The organism is Sphingomonas jinjuensis (assembly GCF_014197105.1).
Taxonomy (GTDB): domain Bacteria; phylum Pseudomonadota; class Alphaproteobacteria; order Sphingomonadales; family Sphingomonadaceae; genus Sphingomonas; species Sphingomonas jinjuensis.
The window spans coordinates 1-17947 of sequence record NZ_JACIEV010000005.1; the positions used below are offsets into that span (position 1 = coordinate 1).

Below are 17947 nucleotides of genomic sequence, written 5' to 3' on the forward strand. Positions count from 1 at the left end.
GGCATGGCGCCCGCCGAGTTCACCAACCGCCCCCGACAAGGGCATAAGGACACCGAAGCTAACTTATCAGCGGCCTGAAAACGGGGAGCAGGTCAACGGACCGGGCTGAAACGTCTTGAGTCGGGGCGCCCTGTTGGCCGATGCCATCGCCAAATATCCTCGCAGCCTCCCCGCTCACTTGCCCTTCAACGCGCCCAGCAACGCCTTCGCGGCATCCTCGGCCTGCTTCGCGGCGTTCTTGGCGGCGTCCTCAGCGGCCTTTTGAGCGGCACGCGCCGCGTCGTCGGCCGCCTTCTGGGCGTCCTTCGCGACCTTGTCCGCCGCCTTCGCCGCGTCGGCGGCCACCTTGGCGGCATCCTTCTCGGCATCCTTGGCCGTCTTCTCGGCTTCCTTGGCGGCCTTGTCATTGGCTGCCTTCGCGGCATCGTCGGCCGCCTTCGCGGCGTCGCGCGCCGCCTTGTCGGCGGCCTGGTCCGACGCCAGCTTCGCCGCATCCTTAGCGGCCTTGTCATCGGCCGCCTTGCCCGCATCCTCGGCGGCCTTCGCCGCGTCCTTGGCAGCCTTGTCGGCGACCTTGGCGGCAGCATCCGCCGCCGACTTGGCCGCGTCGTCGCCCGCCTTGTCGGCGGCGGCCTTTGCCGCTGCCTCGGCCATTTGCATCGCAGCGGCGGAGTCCGCCGCTGCCTTGATCTGTGCCGCTTCCTTGGCCGCACGATCGGCTTCGGCACGCGCCGCCTGATCGGCTGCCTGCTGCGCCGAGGACGCCGCCTGCTGCGCCGCCAGCATCGCCGCCGCCTTGGCCGCATCGCTGCGGTCCTGTTCGGCCTTCGCCTGGGTAGCTTCGACGGCGATCTTTTCGGCGGCGGCAGCGGCAGCAGCGGCCGCCCGCTCCGTCTCCGCCTTGGCTGCGGCGGCGGCATCCGCCTCGGCCGCGACCTTCTGCGCCGCCGACGCGGCCGCGACCTCGTCGGCGCGCGCGGCGTTGATCGCGACCGCGACCTCGACGGTCTTGACCGCGGCCGTCGAGGCCTCGGTCGCGATCCGCGTCGCCGCGGCGGCATCGGCGATGTCCGCACTGCCGCCGACGCTGCCGCTGACGAGGCCGCCGGTCGTGTCGGCAAGCGACACCGGCCGGCCGTAGACCGCCGCGATCGCCACCGGCTCGCTCGCCACCTGCACCACTGCCGGCTCGCTTGCCGTCACAGGTGCCGGAGCAGGCGCCGGCGATGCCGCCGTCGCGACGGGAGCCGGAGCGGGTTCGGCCGCGGCGGCGGGCGATTCGATTACCTTGGTCGTGCCGCCGCTTTCGATTTGCATGCGATAGCGATTGTCCGCAGAAATCAGCGCCACCGCACCTGGCAGCACCAGGTCGTGCGCGCCGCCGTCGATCGTCGCGACGTCGACCGCGCCCTCGAGCACTTGAAGCGAGGTGCCGCGATCGCTCACCCCGACCGAGAAGGTCGTCCCCTTCACCACTGCGGCGAGGTACGGCGTCTTCACCTCGAAATGCGGCGTCATCTTCTTCTTGATCATGAAGACGATGTTGCCGAAATCCTCGAACACCCGGGTGATCCCGCTGCTCTGCTCCTCGGCGGCGGGCAGGCGCAGCTGCGATGCCGGCGCTATCATCATGAATTCCGATCCGCGAACCAGCACCGCCCGCGCGCCACGCGCAGTCGTCACCGTGTCGCCCGCCTCGACGGTCAGCCCGCGCGTCGCCACCTTGGCGATGCCGCCGCGTGACACCTGCACCTGCCCCGATGCCTCGCTGATCGTCCAGCTCGCCGGCGCGGCCACCGCCGTCGTCGAACAGGATGCGGCGAGCAGAGCTGCCAGGGTTTTGCGCATTCACGTCTCTCCGAATCGAGCGGCCACGCCCGAAATTCCCAGGCTTTTTTGGGCCGGGTCCATTTCGGTCGAGTATCGGTGAAGGGTAAACAGCGCGTTTGGCATCCCGAGGAATAACGCTTTAACAACGCCTTCGCGGCTAGCTCCCGGTCTCAACTAAGGGGCTTGCATGTCGGATCGCCAATTTCCTTTCCACGTCGCACTTCTCGCGACCGCGTCGCCTCTGATGGTGTGCGTGCCGGCAGCGGCGCAGACGCGGCTGGATCGCGCCGATCCGACCATCGTCGAACAGACGCTGCCCAAGCCGTCGGCGGTGCCTGCCGATCCCCAAGCGCCGCTGATCCAGCCGCCCACGATTAATCCCGCCGTCACGCCGATCCGCACGGGGACGATCGCAGCGGTCATTGTCGACAGCGGCGGCGAGATACCGCCCGCGGTGTTGGCGCCCGCCTATGCCGATGCGATCGGTCGCGACCTCGACGGCGCGGCGCTGGCCGCGTTGGTCGAGCGGATCGCGGATGCCGCCCGCAAGGCGGGATATCCGTTCGCCAGTGCCGCGATCGACGCCCAGACGATGCGCGACGGCGTGCTGCGCGTGCGTGTCGATCCGGGCAAGATCGATGCGGTCCGCGTGATCGGTGCGCGCAGCACTGCCGCCGACGCACTGCTTGGCAAGGCGCTGGCCACCGGCCATGCCGTCCGCCGTCGCCAGTTGGAGCGCGCCCTTCTGCTCGTCGGCGACATTCCCGGCGTGCGCGTCGCCTCGACGCGCTTCGTCCGACAGGACGGCTTTGGAATCCTGCTGGTTACGATCGAATTTGATCGCGCGAGCGCCTATGCGCAGGTCGACAATCGCGGCAGCCAGGAAGTCGGGCCATTGCGCTCGACGCTGCTGGGCAGCCTGCGCGGCGTCGCCTCATCGGGCGACGAGCTGGCACTGCTGGCGTCGCAGACCCCGACCGAGCCGAGCGAATTCGCTTTCGTTCGGGCACGCTATGCCGCTCCCGTCGATCGCGACGGCTCGCTCCTGTCGGTGTCGGGCTCCTATGGACGCTCGCACCCGGGCGGCTTCCTTCGTCCCCTCGACGTGATCGGCCGCAGCGTCGACCTCGGCGTCACCTATGCCCGGCCGCTGCTGCGCAGCCGCGATCGCAGCCTGTGGACCAGCGTCGAGCTGCGTGCGGTAACGATCCGCCAGACGCTGCTCGGACGGTTGCTGCGCGATGACCGGCTCGCGACGCTCACCGGCTCGGTCAACGGCGTCAGCCGCCTTGCCGGCGGCGTGATGCGGGGCGAGGTCGGCGTGACCACTGGCCTGCCGCTCGATGGTGTCACGCACCAGGGCGACCTGCGCACCTCGCGGCCCGATGGCGACGCGCGCTTCGTCAGCGCCGGCTACACCGTCGACTGGGCGTGGCGTCTCGCGCCGCCGGTCAGCGTCGTGGTGGCGTCGAGCGGCCAGCTCGCGTCGCGGCCGCTGCTCGCCACTGCGGAGCTTGGCCTGGGCGGTCCCGTCTTCGGGCGTGGCTACGACTATGCCGAACGAACCGGCGACCAGGGCATCCTCGCCTCGGTCGAATTGCGCGGCGATCTCGGCCCGTTCATCCCCCATCTGATTGAGCGCGTGCAGCTGTACGGCTTCGTCGATGGCGGCATGGTCACCAACCTGCGCGGCGGCACCGGCGGCGGCTCGCTGTTCTCGAGTGGGGGCGGCGTGCGCTTCGGGTTGGTCGGGCTCGATGCGATGGTCGAAGCGGCGCTGCCGATCAACGCCGACCGCTTCGACACCCGCGACAAGCGCCCGCGCATCTCGTTCCGCTTGTCGCGCGCCTTCTAGTCGGTGGCGCCGGGCAGCTCAGGCCACCTCGCGCTGGCCGAGCAGCTCGCTGATGACCAAGGCCGGGACGGGGCGGCTGACCAGATAGCCCTGCGCCATGTCGCAGCCCGCAGATCGCAGGAACGCAAGGCAGCCCTCGTCCTCGACCCCCTCGGCCACGACCTTGAGGCCCAGGTCATGCGCCAGCGCAATCGTCGATTGCACCATCAGTTCGTCAGGCCGATTGAGATGGGCGTGCTGGACGAAGCTGCGATCGATCTTGAGCTCGGTCAGCGGCAATTGGCGCAGATAGCTCAGTGATGACTGGCCGGTGCCGTAATCGTCCATCGACACGCCGATACCGCGATCGCGATAACCGCGCAGGATGGTCGCTGCGCGCTCGGGCTCGGCCAGCGTGGCCGACTCGGTCACCTCGAATGTCAGACTTTCGGGCGGCACCAGCTGTCGGCCGAGCAGGGCATCGACCGCTTCGACGAAGGACGGCTCGGCAACCAGCGTTGCCGAAATATTGATCGCGGCGGTCAAATCGAATCCTTCCAGCTGCCAGCGCGCAAGGTCTCGCATCGTCCGGTCGATCACGAAGCAGGTAAGGGCGCTGATCCGGTCGGCCTGTTCAGCGAGGGGGATGAAGATATCCGGCCGGATCATCCCGCGCGTGGGATGCCGCCACCGCACGAGCGCCTCGACGCTGGAGATGCGATCCTCGGCGATCGACAGCTTGGGCTGGTAGTGAACCTCGATCTGACCGCACTCGATCGCCTGGTCCAATTCGCCCATCAGCACGATCCGACGTTCCATTGCGTCGACGTCGATCGCACTGTCGCGGCGGAAGACGCTGGTCGCTGCAGCTTCGGCGGCGGCACGTGTCGCATTCAGGAGCCGATCCTGAAGCGACGCACCGCCATCCGCTGTGCCGAGGTGGACGGCGGCATCGATCCGACGTCCGGCGATCTCGACGGGTTGGATCAACAACGCGCGAAGTGCGTCGAAGTAATCCGCCAGGTCGTCGGCCGATACGCCTGGTTTGACGGCGAGCAGTCGGTCGCCGATGCGATAAACGGGTGCGTCGGAGGCGATCGTGATGCGATCGGCAAGCCGCAGGATCAGGTCATGCCCCGCCTGTTCGCCCAACAGCGTGGCGACCGCGTCAAAATTGCCGATCGTGACGACGACCGTCAGCCCGCCGGACTCCGCCGCAACATCGCGCACCATCGCAGATCGATTGCCGAGGCCCGTCGGCTGATCGACGCACCGCTCGATCTCCAGCCGGTGACCGATGTCGATCAGAAGACGTCCGATGCCGATCGCACCTAGCATCGCGAGCGGCGTCGCAAGCGGATAGATGATGTTGAAGACCGCCTGCGCCGCGATCACGCCAGCGATGACCGCGGCCATCGCCAGGACGCCGCCGGCGTAAGCCCAGCGCGATGATCGGGGAATGAGAATGGCCATGGCCAGGATCAGCGCGGCCAGCATCATCGTGGCCGTGCTGCCGGCGGTCGGAACCCCGTGGATCAGTGTCTCGGCAGCCAGCGCCTGGACGATCACGCCCGGGATGACGCCCCAGTGCGGCGTCGCGTATCGATCGCCCATTTCGATCGCCGTCGCGCCGATCAGCACGTCGCGGCCACGCACCAGCGCAGGTGGAAAGCGGCCGTCGCGAACATCGATGAAGCTGATGCGCGGCAGCGCCGCCGGGTCGATGCCGAAATCGATGGGGAAGAAGGTGTCCGCCGTGCCCGATCGCCGAGCGATATAGGCCGACAGCGATGGACGAGGCACGCCGGCGGTGATCGTGGCGAAGGGTGCTCGACGAACGACACCATCCGGGTCGGGCTGCATGCTCACCGAGGCCAGGGCGACATGCGGCCGAAACATCGGCAAGGGAAGCGAGTCGATAGAGCGGGTGTCGCCCGACCGGGCCTGCTGCGCGAAGGTCGGCAGCGCAATCAACCCATCCGCGCGCGCCAGCGCCGCTGCCAGGCGTCGGTCGCCTGCCGGCGTGTTGGCCGAGGAAAGATCGACGTCGAAGGTGATCGACCCCGCACCTGCCGCACGGAGACGATCTACCACCGCAGCGTAATGCTCCCGAGGCCACGGCCAGCGCCGGATCGCGCCGACACTGGCGGCATCCATCTCGACGACGACGACCCGCCCACTCGGCACGCGACCGGCCAAGACGGCGCGCAGGGGGTCGAACAACCGGTCTACCCGAACGTCCAGCCCGCCGACGACCATCAGCAAACCGACCGCCAGCCCGGCGAGCAGGACTACCGACCGAGGGAAACGAGCGATCGCGGCAGAAAGAGAGGACATTCAGGCTCCTAGCTGATCCAGCCTTACGTCCGTCGGTCCTAACGCCAGGTAATGATGTGCTAGAGTCACGTCCGTTGCGGATAGGACGCCAGCGATGGGGCGAGATGCCGCTGCGAGCGCGAAGTGACGCGGCAACATTCACGCACAATGCCACGCTCGCCTACGGCGCCGGCAGGTTGGCGCGCATCGGGCTTACGTTCGATTCACCGTTTCAGGGCGGGGTTGTCCGATTTTACGGTCGTCCGAAAGCATCGTCCTTATCGCAACAGACCTTTGGCTATTGGAATGAGAGAGGTATTAACGGCTGCGGTGGCTGCCTCGAACATTACCGACGGTCTGATGTCGGAGGCGGGCGGAGGACCCAGGATGACCGCTTATCGGTCGAATCAGCCTGCGTCATCCGCTCAAAATCTGATCGCATTCGGTGCCTGACCGCGAGCAAGTTTGATACTGCCTGATCCCATGACCGATTGTCCGATGTTGCCATCCACGATGTCGCCGCCGCGCACTAGAAGTAGCTCGAAAGGTGAATTAAGCCTGCAGCAGCGCAGTACCTACTGTGATCAGACACAGCCCTTCGACGACGCAATCTTAACCGGGTTCGTCTTGATCATGACGGCGCGCAATCGTCGCCGATAGACGTCGTTGGGCCTGAAAAAATGGACCCCTGCAGCGCGTCGAAAATCGTACATGTTATGCGGTTCGGACAGCGCCGACAGGCGACGCCTTTCGGCACGCCCGCGTGTCGCGAGCGGCCCGGCGGACGGCATCGCGCTCGACGCGGTCGGGCACACCCGCTCCCGCAGCATCACGCTTGATCGCCGGGCCGCGGCGGGTCAGAGCCGTCTCGTCTAAGCCATAGGAGAGGCGGATGCGGTTGAGGTCGTTGCTGTTCGTTCCCGCCGATCGGCCCGAACGCTTTGCCAAGGCCGCGGCGAGTGGCGCCGATGCGGTGATCCTCGACCTCGAGGATTCGGTGGCGCTGGCCAACAAGGCGCGTGGGCGCGAGGCGGTGGCCGATCATCTGACGGGCACGGCGGACGTCATGCGGCTGGTGCGGATCAATCCATTGACGACTGGCATGCTCAACGACGACCTGGCGGCGGCGCGGGGCGCTGATGCCCTGATGCTGCCCAAGGCCGAGGGCGCAGCGAGCGTCGCGGCGTTGCGCGCGGCATGGGGGCCGGATTGTCCGCCGATCCTGCCGATCGCCGCGGAGACGCCGCGCGGGGTCTTCGCGTTCGGCAGCTACGCCGATGCGCCGGGCCTGTTGGGGCTGACCTGGGGCGCGGAGGATCTGCCGGCGGCGATCGGCGCGGAGACGGCGCGCGAGCCGGACGGGCGCTACACCGATCCCTATCGGCTGACCCGCTCGCTCACCCTCTTCGCCGCCCATGCCGCTGGCGTCGCGGCGATCGAGACGGTCTATCCGGCGATCACCGATCTCGACGGGCTGGCGCGCTATGCCGAGCGTGGCGCGCGCGACGGCTTCACCGGAATGATGGCGATCCATCCGACCCAGGTCGCGCCGATCAACGACGCCTTCACGCCGAGCGCCGCGGCGATCGGAAAGGCGCAGCGAATCGTCGATGCCTTTGCGGCGCAGCCCGACGCCGGCGCAATTCAGCTCGACGGCGCGATGATCGATGCGCCCCACCTGAAGCAAGCGCAGCGCCTGCTCGCGCGAGCCGGTGACGCCGGCTGATGACGGATCGATACGACGTGCTGATCGTGGGCGCGGGCCACGCCGGCGCGCAGGCGGCGATCGCGCTGCGCCAGCGCATGTTCGACGGCAGCATCGCGCTGCTCGGCGACGAACCCTATCCCCCCTATGAACGCCCGCCGCTCAGCAAGGACTATCTTGCGCGCGACAAGAAATTCGAGCGGATCCTGATCCGCCCTGAGGCCTTCTGGGCGGAGCGTGACATCGCGCTGCTGCCCGGGCGCCACATCGTCTCGGTCGACCCCATCGCGCATCGCGTGATGGCCGGTGATGGAGAGGTGATCAGCTATGGGACGCTGATCTGGGCGACGGGGGGCAGCCCACGGCGGCTGGCGTGCGATGGGCACGATGTTCGCGGTGTCCATAGCGTTCGCCATCGCGACGATGTCGATCGGATGATCGCGGAGCTGGACGGCGTCGCCTCCGTCGTGGTGATCGGCGGCGGCTATATCGGGCTGGAGGCTGCCGCGGTCCTGACCAAGCTCGGCAAGCGGGTGACGGTGCTCGAGGCACAGGACCGGGTCCTGTCCCGCGTCGCCGGCGAGCCGCTGTCGCGCTTCTTCGAGGACGAGCACCGACGTCATGGCGTCACCGTCCGGCTTGGCGTCGCCGTCGACCGGATTGAGGCGAGCAACAGTGCCGTGGCCGGGGTCCGCCTGGGCGATGGCGAGACGCTGGCGTGCGAGATGGTGATCGTTGGCATCGGCATCGTCCCCGCGGTCGAGCCGTTGCTCCAGGCGGGCGCGGCGGGTGGAAACGGCGTGCTCGTCGATGCGCAATGTCGCACGACGCTGCCCGATACCTTCGCGATCGGCGACTGCGCGGCCCATGCCAACGCCTTTGCCGACGATGTGGTCATTCGCCTGGAATCGGTGCAGAACGCCAACGACCAGGCGATGGTCGTCGCCAAGGCGCTGACGGGGCTCGCGGAGGATTATGCCGCCGTACCCTGGTTCTGGTCGAACCAGTACGACCTGAAGCTGCAGACCGTCGGACTGTCGATGGGACATGACCGAATCGTGGTCCGCGGCGATCCTGCCGATCGCAGTTTTTCGCTGGTGTATCTGCGCGCCGGGCGGGTCGTCGCGCTCGACTGCGTCAATGCGGTCAAGGACTATGTCCAGGGTCGCGCGCTGGTGGTGGCGCGCGCCGCGATCGATCCGGCGCGGCTCGCCGATCCGGCGGTGCCGCTCAAGGAACTGGCGGTGGCGGCATGACGCTCGCCCTCATGCTCGCTGCGGTGCAGGCGACGGCGACGCCGCAAGCCACCGAGCAGTGGCAGCCCAAGCCCCCCGTCGTAACCCCCGGCGCCGGCGTCGACGCGATGCCTCCGTCCGACGCCATCCGCCTGTTCGACGGCCGCGACCTGTCGCAATGGGTCTCGGTCGCCGATGGCAAGCCCGCCGGCTGGACCGTGGCGGGCGGCGCGATGACGGTGGCTCAGGGCGCCGGGAATATCGAGACGCGTCGCCGGTTCGGCAGCTATCAACTCCACCTCGAATTCCGCATTCCCGCCGACGTCACTGGCGAAGGGCAGGGGAGGGGGAACAGCGGCCTGTTCCTGGCGTCGACCGGGCCGGGCGACGAGGGCTACGAGCTGCAGATCCTCGACAGCTATCGCAACGACACCTACGTCAACGGCCAGGCCGGGGCGCTCTACAAACAACATGCGCCGCTCGCGAATCCGGCACGGCCGCCGGGTGCCTGGCAAAGCCTTGATGTCGTCTGGCATCCTCCGGTCTTCGCGCCTGGCGGCACGGTGATCCGCCCGGCCTTCGTCACTGCGCTGATGAACGGCGTGCTGGTGCAGGATCGCGCGGTGCTGAAGGGGCCGACGCTCTATGTCGGCACGCCCGGCTATCGCCCGCACGGCCCGTCGCCGATCAAGCTGCAGGCGCACGGCGCGCCGGTCAGCTTCCGCAACATCTGGGTGCGCGCGATCCCCGACTGATCGAAGTGGGAACAGCAGCGTAACGAAGGGCGTTCTGGGACAAAGACTTCCGGGAGAGCCTTCATGCGCCGACTGTTGATGCTCGCGGGCGTGGCCGCACTGGCATTGACCGGTCCAGCCCTGTCGCAGGGCAAGGGCAAGGGTGATGGCCCGGGCGGTGGCGGTGGTCACGGGCGCGGCGGCGGTGGTCCTGGCAAGGGCGGCGATCGTGGTCCCGGCCCCGGTGGCCCGCCCGGCCAGCGCGACCGCGGCCCCGGTGACCGTGGCGGACCCGGCGCGGAACGCGGACCCGATCGCGGACCCGGGGAACGCTTCGCCGGTGGCCCGGATCGCGGCCCTCGCGACGAGGGACCCGGCCGTGGCAAGGGGCGTGGACCCAAGGGGGATCGCGGCCCCGATCGTGCCGATCGGCAAGGCCCCGGCCCGCGCGGCGACCGTCCGCGCGACTGGGAGGTGGCGCGTGCGCAGCCAGGCCCCGGCCCGCGCGGCGATCGCCAGCGCGAGTGGCGCGAGGTGCGTGGTCCCGATGGCCCCGATCGCGCACGCGACGATCGCGGGAGGGGGCCGCGCGGTGGCCGCGATCTCGGTTGGCGCGGCTATGACGAGCGCGTTCCCGCCAGCCGTTTCGCGTCGCGCCGCTGGGATGGTGACGGCTATCGCTGGGCCGATCGCAGCTATGGCTTCATCGCCGCCGATGCCTGTCCGCCGGGGCTCGCCCGCCGCGGCAACGGGTGCCTGCCGCCGGGCCAGGCACGACGCCTCGACCCCGCACGCGGCTGGGCGGACTGGTATCCCGCGCGCTATCAGGACGATCGCTACGACTGGCGATACGACGACGGCTATCTCTACGGCGTCGATCGCGGCGGGGACGGGCTGTTCGGTGGCGGTGGCGGCGGGCTGCTTGCCGCGATCATCCCGCTCCTCGGCGGTGCGCTGGCGGGCGGCAATCTTTGGCCGCAGCAGGCGACCGACCATCAGGTGCCCGACTATTACGATCGCTTCTACGGCGATAACGGCGGCGGCACCCGCTACGATTATCGCTATGCCGACGACGCCGTCTTCGCGGTCGATCCACAATCGCAGCGGATCGATTCGATCGCCGGGCTGCTGACCGGCGACGACTGGTCGATCGGCCAGCGCATGCCGGCCGGCTACGACCTCTACAACATCCCGCCGCAATATCGGTCGCGCTACGCCGACAGCAGCGAGGCGATGTACCGGTACAGCGACGGCTACGTCTATCGTATGGACCCGCGAACGCGGATCGTGCGCAGCGTGTCGGAGTTGCTGGGTTGAGCGCGCGGCCTATGCGCCAGCGCTGGCTGATCGTCGCGGGCGCCGCGCTGGCACTGGCCGGCTGCAATCGGCAGGAGCCCGCGCCCGGCAACACCGCCGCGGACATGGCCTCCTCGGGCGAGAGCCTGACGCGCGCGCTGGGCGAGGACAGTCGCTTCCGCGCAACCGCGAAGCTGGTGACCGCCGCGGGGCTCGACCGCACGTTCGAGGGCAAGGGCGTCTACACGATCTTCGCGCCCACCGACGCCGCGATCGCGGCGCTGCCCGAGGATCAGCGCCGCCAGCTCGAGAGCAAGGCGGGACGGCCCCAGCTCGTAGCGCTCATCCGCCAGCATGTCGTGCCCGGCTATATCGAGGTCGGCGACATCGCCGGCGGGATCAAGGCCGCGGACGGCACGGTCACGCTGGCGACGGTTGGCGCGGCGCCAATCACGCTGCACCGCACCGGCGACGTCGTGCGGCTGGGCGACGCCACCAGCGGCCCGCGGCTGATCGGGCGGCCGGTGGCGGCGCGCAACGGCGTCGTCTACGCGATCGACGGCGTCCTGCCTCCGCCGCGCGTTACTTCGGCATCCCGCTGAGCCCACTCGCCGCGCGCAAGGCGGCGCCGTCGAGCCGGTATCCGTCGAGGAACACCGTATAGACGTGGCGAAGCGCGCCGAGCGTCGCCGAGACGTCGCCGTCGACCAGGATCAGGTCGGCAGTCTTGCCGGGTGCGATCGAGCCGGTGCGATCGGCCATGCCGACCATCCGCGCGGGCACGATCGTCGCCGTCTGCAGCGCCTCGGCATTGCTCAGCCCCGCGTCCTGATACAGTTCCAGCTCGCGGACGAGTTCCAGGCCATAGCCGTCGGTCCCGGCGACGATCGGCACGCCCGCTTGGTGCAGCCGGCCGACGACGCCGACCATCTTGTCGAAGCTCTTGCGGAAGTCGGCGCGGGTCAGCCCGCCGAACAGCGGATAGCCGGCGATCTTCCACCCCCGCGCGACCGACGGCGGCGCGATGTCCATGAAGGGCGCATATTCGGGCGATACCGCGCTGCCGTCCGACGTCATGAGCGGCTCCCACACCGTCAGTGTCGGATCGATGATCGTCTTGCGCTTGGCCAGTTCGGCATAGAAGGCCTTCATCGCGGGCGCGTCGAGATCGACGTCCTTGCCGTACTTCGCCGGCCCTTCCAGCCGCGCCGCGGTGTTCGCCTTGTCGACGACTTCCTGCGGCATCGCTTGCATCATGATGAAGTTGATGTGCGTGACCTCGTCATAACCCGCCCGCACCGCGTCCAGCGGCCGCATGCCGGCGGGGACATGGCCGTGGACGTGGAGGCCGAGCCGATGCGCCTCCGCCGCCGCCGGCGCGATCCACGCCGGGTTCATCGAGGTGTAGAATTTGACGCCCCACAGCCCGGCGGCCTTGATCTTGCGCACCGCCGCGATCGCCTCGTCCGCCGACGAGACGGTGAGCGCGCCCTGCGCCGCGAGCGGATCCTTGCGATCGATGATCACCGACACCTTGCCGTCAGGCGCCAGCAGCTCGCCGGCTGCGCGGCGGCGGGTGATGCTCTCGGCCTCGTCGATCATCGAGCCGGGGCTGCGATAGTTGGTGATGCCGGTCGCGACATTCTGGAGCAGGTTCCAGTCGTCGCCGCCGACGTGGCGGTGCGCGTCCCACAGCCCGGGCGTCAGCGTCTTGCCGCGCCCGTCGAGCACGACCGCGCCTGCCGGCGCCTTGATCGAGCCGCCGGCGCCGACACCTGCGACCTTGCCGTCGGCGATCAGCACTGCGCGATCGGGCACGTACCGGCCCGCGACCGAATCAAACATCAGGACGTGATCGACCAGCGTGGGCGTGCGGTTGGCGGGCTGAAGGAAGTGCTTGGCGGCGTCGCGCACCATCTGCGCGGTCGCGTCTTCCTGGATCTGCTTCAGCCTGGCGCCGTTCTTTTCATAGCCTTCGGGCAGCAGCGCCAGCGTGCCGGCATTGCCGAAATAGCGGTTCTGCGCATCGAGCCATACCGGCGACGGCGAGAAGCCGGTTCCCTGAATGAAGGCGAGCTTGACCGTCGTCGGCCCCTTCGGCCCCTCGATCGTGGTCGGCTGGCCGATCGTCAGCGTGGCATGCCCGCTTGGCAGCAGGTCGATACCCTTGGGCCCGGCGGCGACGAGCGCATCGATGTCGTTCTCCCCCGCCAGCCACGGGCCACCATAGGTCCAGTAGCGCTTGCCCGCGAACGGCGCGCTGCCCGCATCGACCGCGGTCTTCCACCGGGCGGTGCCATCGCCGCCGACGGTGAAGTCTTCGGTCGCATCGCCGGAATCGGTGAAGCCGCGGATCGCGATCGTCGTCGGGCGCTTGTCGCGACCCAGCGTCATGACCTCGTCGGTTTCGGTCACCCAGCCGCGCAGCGACATCGACATGCGATAGGCGGTGCTGCCGTCGGGGCGCTGCCACGACCAGACGTCGCCATGTTTTCCCGCCGCCGACGTAATGGTGTAATGGCGCGCGCCGACGGGCGGCACCATCAGCTGCTCCTTGGTGGCGGGGCCAGGGGCAGGCCGGGGGCCCTCGTCATGCGCGCCGGCGAGCGCGGGCAGGGTGAGCGCGGCTGCGGCAAGCAGGGCTGCGGTGATCCGGCGATGCTTCATCTTATCCCCCTAATTTTCCGACATTACCCACCCCGGCGAAGGACGGGGCCCAGTTGCGAGACGATCGTGGCGGCGCGCACCGCTCTGTTTCCAAAGTCGAGGCAACTGGCCGCCGGGCTACACCAGTGACTATTGCCCCGCCGGTACGCGATAGCGATCGAACCACGCCGTGATCGCCGACGCCTTGGCGGCGGACTGCGAGGGGCGGGCGGTAAAGCCGCCGTGGCTCGCGCCCGGCACCTTGACCAGCGCGGTCGGCACGCCGCGGATCTGGAGCGCAGCGTAATATTGCTCCGATTCCGACACCGGCGTGCGGTAATCGTCGGCGCCGACCACGACGAGCGTCGGCGTCTTAACGTTGCCTACCAGGCTGAGCGGCGACCGGTTCCAATAGCTCATGGGGTCTTCCCACGGCAGCTTGGTGAACCAGTAGCGCGAGGTGAACAGGGTGTTGTCCATCGTCAGCGCCTCGCTGACCCAGTTGATGACCGGCTTCTGCGTCGCCGCCGCCTTGAATCGGTCGGTCTTGCCGACGATCCAGGCGGTCAGGACCCCGCCGCCCGAGCCGCCGGTGACGAACAGGTTGTTCGGATCCGCCGTCCCGTCGGCGATCGCGGCATCGACCGCCGCGATCAGGTCGTCGTAATCGGCGGAAGGGTAGTTCTTGTCGATCAGGTTGGCGAACTCGGCGCCATAGGAGGTCGAGCCGCGCGGGTTGGTCCACAGCACCGCATAGCCGGCGGCGGCGTAGAGCTGGGCGTCGCTCGCGAAGCTCGGGCCATAGGCGGTGTTGGGGCCGCCGTGGATCTCCAGGATCAGCGGCACGCGCTGGCCGGGCTGGCGCCCCGCCGGCGTCGCGAGCCAGGCGTCGATCGGCCGGCCGTCGGGCGCCGTCACCGCGATCCTGCGCACCGGCGCCAGCGCCTTCGCCCCCAGGTTGACGGCGTTGAGCTGGGTCAGCCGCCGCGCCTTGCCGCCGCTCCACACCCACACGTCGGCGGGCGCGCTCGCGTCGCCGCCGGTATAGGCGATGGTGCCGGTACGCGAGACCGAGAAGTCGCCGCCGGTATAGGGCCGGTCGATCCCGCCGCCCTGGACGTTGTCGACCAGCGGCGTGACCCGACCGTCGAGGCCGATCCGCGCGATGCGGCGGACGGCGTGGTCGTCGTAGCTGGCGTAGAGGCTGCGGCCGTCCGCGGCCCAGCGCGCATCCTCGATCCCGCGATCGAGCGAGGCGGTCAGCGAGCGCGGGTTGGCGGCATCGCGGTCGCCGACGCTGAGCTGGGTATTCTCATAGCTGCGACGCTTGTCGTCGAAGCCGAGCCAGGCGATCCGGCTGCCGTCGGGCGACACCTGCGGGCGTCCGTCGGGGCCGTCGCGCGTCGTCAGCTGGCGCAGCGCGCCGCTGGCGACGTCGACCGCGATGACGTCGGAGTTCATCACCTGGCGATCGGCCTCGGGCCCGCGGATCGCGGCGAACACGATCTGGCGGCTGTCGGGAGTCCACGACAGCGGGCCGTCGTCGTCGAACGCGCCATAGGTCAGCTGGCGCGAGGCGCCGCCATCGGCCGCGACGACGAACAGATGGTCGCGGCCCGGCTTGATGTAGCCGGGGCCATCGGCGCGATAGGTGATGCGGTCGATCACCTGGAGCGGCTCGGCCCATTTCGCGCCTTCCGGCTTGGCGGGTGCCTTGCCCAGCTTGGCTGGCTCGCCAGCGACGCGCGCGATATAGGCCAGGCGGGTGCCGTCGGGCGACCAGGCCAGCGCCTGCGGATCGCCGGGGAAGCTCGTCACCCGTGCCGCGGTGCCGCTGCCGGGGGTGCGGACGAACAGCTGGCTGCCGTCGCCATCGGGCGCGGCATAGGCGATGCGGGAGCCGTCGGGCGACCAGCGCGGGCTCGACCCTTGCGCGGCGAAAGGGGTTTGCCGGCCACTGGCGACATCGATCAGCCACAGCGACGATTGCATCCGGTCGGTCATCACGTCGCCGCTACGGCGGACGTAGACGATCGTCTTGCCGTCGGGGCTGATCTGCGGATCGGCGGCGATCGACAGGCCGAACAGGTCGGCGCCGGTGAAGCTTCGCGTCGGCACGTCGCTGGGGGCGGCATTGGGCTGGGTCTGCTGCGCCGCCAGCGGGGCAACAGCGGCGAGCAGGGCAAGGGCGATGGTGAGGCGCATGGGATGTCTTTCGGTAGAGCGGATCAGTTGGCGACGCCGAGCTGCGACAGGACGAAAGCCTGCCATTCGGCATTCTGCTTCATCCGCTCGAACCGGCCCGACTTGCCGCCATGCCCCGCCTCCATATTGACGCGGAACAGCAGGGGGTTGGTGTCGGTCTTCAGCTCGCGCAGCTTGGCGACCCATTTGGCGGGCTCGTAATATTGCACCTGGCTGTCCCACAGGCCCGTGCCGACATAGAGCGCCGGATAGGTCTTCGCTGAAACATTGTCGTAAGGCGAATAGCTTAGCATGTAGTCGTAATAGGGTTTCTGAGCCGGATTGCCCCATTCGTCATATTCGAACGTCGTCAGCGGGATCGACGCGTCGAGCATCGTCGTGACCACGTCGACGAACGGCACCTGCGCGACGATCACCTTGTAATCCTGCGGCGCCATGTTCGCGACGCCGCCCATCAGCAGCCCGCCGGCGCTGCCGCCCATCGCCGCGACCCGGCCCTTTGCCGCATATTTCCGTGCGACGAGATAGCGGGTGACGTCGATGAAGTCGGTGAAGCTGTTCTTCTTGTTGAGCAGATGCCCGTCGTCATACCAGCCGCGGCCCATCTCCTGCCCACCGCGGATGTGCGCGATCGCATAGACGACGCCGCGGTCGAGCATCGGGATCCGCCCGGGATCGACGCTGGGATCGGACGAGATGCCGTAGCTGCCATAGGCATATTGGAACAGCGGCGCGGTGCCGTCGCGCGCCACGCCCTTGCGATAGACCAGCGAGACCGGCACTCGCGTCCCGTCACGCGCCGTCGCCCAGACGCGCTCGGTCACGTAACTGGCGGGGTCATAGCCCGGCACCGGCGTCACCTTCAGCGTGCGCCGCTCGCCGGTTGTCGCATTGACTTCATACGTCGTCGTAGGTGTGACCAGCGAGCCATAGGTGTAGCGGACCCAGGGCGTCCCGGGCTCCTCGTTGACCGACAGCGCCATGCGATAGGCGGGTTCGTCCGCCTTCACCGGGATCGAGCGGCCGGCGCCGGTCAGCAGGCGGATCATGCGATTGCCGCCTTCGCGCTGATCGATCGCGACGAAGCCGGCGAAGGGCTTGAATCCCTCGATGAACACCGTCTCGCTCGCCGGTGTCAGGTCGCGCCATCCGGCGACGCCCTTGGCCGCGTCGGCATCGGCGAGCGTGACGAGCTTGTAGTTCCTGGCGCCACGATTGGTGCGGATGATCCAGCGGCCACCCTGGTGATCGGCGCCGTAGCGAAACTCGCGCGCCCGCGGTGCGATCACGGCGAAGCTCGTCGGCGCGGCGGCCGGCGCGCAGCGCTGTTCGTCGCTGACCGTGCTCGATACGGTGATGCAGACGTAGCGATCGTCGGTCGTCCGTCCGACGCTCATCGAGAAGGTGTCGTCCTTCTCCTCATAGACCAGCCGGTCGGCACTCACGGGGGTGCCGAGGCTGTGCGCCATGACGCGATAGCCGCGCAGCGTCACCGGGTCCTTGGCGACGTAGAACAGCGTCCGGTTGTCGTCCGCCCACACGACATTGGGCTCGACATTGGAGACTACGTCGTCGAACACGCGGCCGGTGGCCAGGTCCTTGGCGCGCAGCACATATTGCCGCCGTCCGACCGTGTCCTCGGCCCAGGCGACCAGCCTGTTGTCGGGGCTGACCGACCAGTCGGACAGCGCGAAGAAGCTCTTGCCCTTCGCCATCGCGGGCTGATCGAACATGATGACGGCGGGCGCATCGGCGCTGCCCCGACGCCGCTCGATCAGCGGATAGTCGGCGCCGGTCGCGAACCGCTGGCCATACCACCAGCCTTTCTTCGGATAGGGAACGCTGCTGTCGTCCTGTTTGATATGGCCGACCGCTTCCGCATAGAGCTTTGCCTCCAACGGCTTCAGCGCAGCGAGGCGCGCGTCGGCATAAGCGTTTTCGGCCTTCAAATAAGCCAGGATTTCCGGGTTCTTGCGGGTGTCATCTCGCAGCCAGTAATAATCGTCCGCGCGCGCGCCGTTGGGAGAAGTCACCTGGAAAGGCTTCTTGGCGGCCCGCGGCGGGGCCGCCTCTTGCGCTGCCACCTGGCTTGCCAGCAGCGCCGTACCGGCCAACATCCACCACCGCATCGTCGTCCCCCATCTGT

At 68.7% G+C, this 17947-nt stretch carries 11 protein-coding genes; 6 read left to right on the forward strand and 5 right to left on the reverse strand.

The window, feature by feature from the left end:
• Positions 1–174: 174 nt before the first annotated feature.
• Positions 175–1848: a FecR domain-containing protein gene (locus GGQ80_RS09420; RefSeq protein ID WP_183984126.1), complete on the reverse strand. Its 1674-nt coding sequence runs from the start codon at positions 1846–1848 to the stop codon at positions 175–177.
• A gap of 169 nt (positions 1849–2017) precedes the next feature.
• Between GGQ80_RS09420 and GGQ80_RS09425 the strand changes: the two genes are divergently transcribed.
• Positions 2018–3685 (forward strand): ShlB/FhaC/HecB family hemolysin secretion/activation protein, encoded by a 1668-nt coding sequence (locus GGQ80_RS09425; protein WP_246346987.1) that lies wholly within the window; start codon positions 2018–2020, stop codon positions 3683–3685.
• A gap of 18 nt (positions 3686–3703) precedes the next feature.
• Here GGQ80_RS09425 and GGQ80_RS09430 read toward each other — a convergent pair whose 3' ends face one another.
• A complete protein-coding gene (locus GGQ80_RS09430; protein ID WP_183984128.1) occupies positions 3704–6001 on the reverse strand; it encodes a putative bifunctional diguanylate cyclase/phosphodiesterase in 2298 nt (765 codons plus the stop codon).
• Positions 6002–6872: 871 nt separating this feature from the next.
• On the opposite strand from GGQ80_RS09430, the gene GGQ80_RS09435 reads away from it, so the two are divergent.
• The 5 genes from GGQ80_RS09435 to GGQ80_RS09455 all read left to right on the forward strand — a co-directional run bounded on the left by GGQ80_RS09435 (position 6873) and on the right by GGQ80_RS09455 (position 11552).
• Entirely contained in the window at positions 6873–7706 is an 834-nt protein-coding gene (locus tag GGQ80_RS09435) for an HpcH/HpaI aldolase/citrate lyase family protein (RefSeq protein WP_183984130.1), read from the forward strand.
• Positions 7706–8941, forward strand: a complete 1236-nt coding sequence (locus GGQ80_RS09440) for an NAD(P)/FAD-dependent oxidoreductase (protein ID WP_183984132.1) — start codon at positions 7706–7708, stop codon at positions 8939–8941. The genes GGQ80_RS09435 and GGQ80_RS09440 overlap by 1 nt, the downstream gene beginning before the upstream one ends.
• Positions 8938–9675, forward strand: a complete 738-nt coding sequence (locus GGQ80_RS09445; RefSeq protein ID WP_183984134.1) for a 3-keto-disaccharide hydrolase — start codon at positions 8938–8940, stop codon at positions 9673–9675. Before GGQ80_RS09440 ends, GGQ80_RS09445 begins: the two co-directional genes overlap by 4 nt.
• A gap of 63 nt (positions 9676–9738) precedes the next feature.
• A complete protein-coding gene (locus GGQ80_RS09450) occupies positions 9739–10971 on the forward strand; it encodes a hypothetical protein (protein ID WP_183984136.1) in 1233 nt (410 codons plus the stop codon).
• Entirely contained in the window at positions 10968–11552 is a 585-nt protein-coding gene (locus tag GGQ80_RS09455; protein ID WP_183984138.1) for a fasciclin domain-containing protein, read from the forward strand. The genes GGQ80_RS09450 and GGQ80_RS09455 overlap by 4 nt, the downstream gene beginning before the upstream one ends.
• On the opposite strand, the gene GGQ80_RS09460 is transcribed toward GGQ80_RS09455, so the two are convergent.
• The 3 genes from GGQ80_RS09460 to GGQ80_RS09470 all read right to left on the reverse strand — a co-directional run bounded on the left by GGQ80_RS09460 (position 11533) and on the right by GGQ80_RS09470 (position 17930).
• Positions 11533–13617, reverse strand: coding sequence for an amidohydrolase family protein (locus GGQ80_RS09460; protein ID WP_183984140.1), 2085 nt, complete (start codon positions 13615–13617; stop codon positions 11533–11535). The genes GGQ80_RS09455 and GGQ80_RS09460 overlap by 20 nt on opposite strands.
• A gap of 129 nt (positions 13618–13746) precedes the next feature.
• Complete coding sequence (locus tag GGQ80_RS09465) at positions 13747–15801, reverse strand: alpha/beta hydrolase family protein (RefSeq protein WP_183984142.1); 2055 nt, start codon at positions 15799–15801, stop codon at positions 13747–13749.
• Between the two features lie 23 nt (positions 15802–15824).
• Positions 15825–17930, reverse strand: coding sequence for a S9 family peptidase (locus GGQ80_RS09470; protein WP_183984144.1), 2106 nt, complete (start codon positions 17928–17930; stop codon positions 15825–15827).
• Between the last annotated feature and the right edge of the window lie 17 nt (positions 17931–17947).